Annotated in this window: 2 protein-coding genes; both read right to left on the reverse strand. The window is 58.0% G+C overall.

Annotated elements, in window-relative coordinates; genetic code table 11:
* The coding region (locus CIK04_RS32655) for a hypothetical protein (RefSeq protein WP_142995071.1) at positions 1–229 on the reverse strand (229 nt) is incomplete at its 3' end.
* Positions 230–270: 41 nt separating this feature from the next.
* Positions 271–461, reverse strand: a 191-nt coding sequence (locus tag CIK04_RS33070; protein WP_176463507.1) for a hypothetical protein, incomplete at its 5' end; no start/stop codon positions are given.

Here is a 461-nt window from a genome sequence, read left to right on the forward strand (position 1 = left end):
CATCCAACGTCGCGCTTTCTGTGTCGCTCGCTGGGTTGCCCGCGCTGTCCGTCACGTCCGCTTTCACGCTGATCGCGCCATCAACCAGACCCTTACCTGTTAGGTCTGCGGTCGTGCTGAACTTGCCATCTTGAACGGTCGCTTCGAACGAGGCTGTGTTGCCTTTGCTGTCGGTCACGGTCAAGGTCACTTTCTGACCGTCTTCTACGTTGGTCGTGGTTCCTGACAAGGTCACTTCGTCTGCTTCGTCAACACTGATGTTGCCGTCGCCTACGGTCTCAAGTCGATGCTCGGTAGRTCCGCATTGTCCGCATCCAACGTCGCGCTTTCTGTGTCGCTCGCTGGGTTGCCCGCTCTGTCCGTCACGTCCGCTTTCACGCTGATCGCGCCATCAACCAGACCCTTACCTGTTAGGTCTGCGGTCGTGCTGAACTTGCCATCTTGAACGGTCGCTTCGAACG

The sequence above is a fragment of the Vibrio sp. 03_296 genome, from assembly GCF_002265885.1.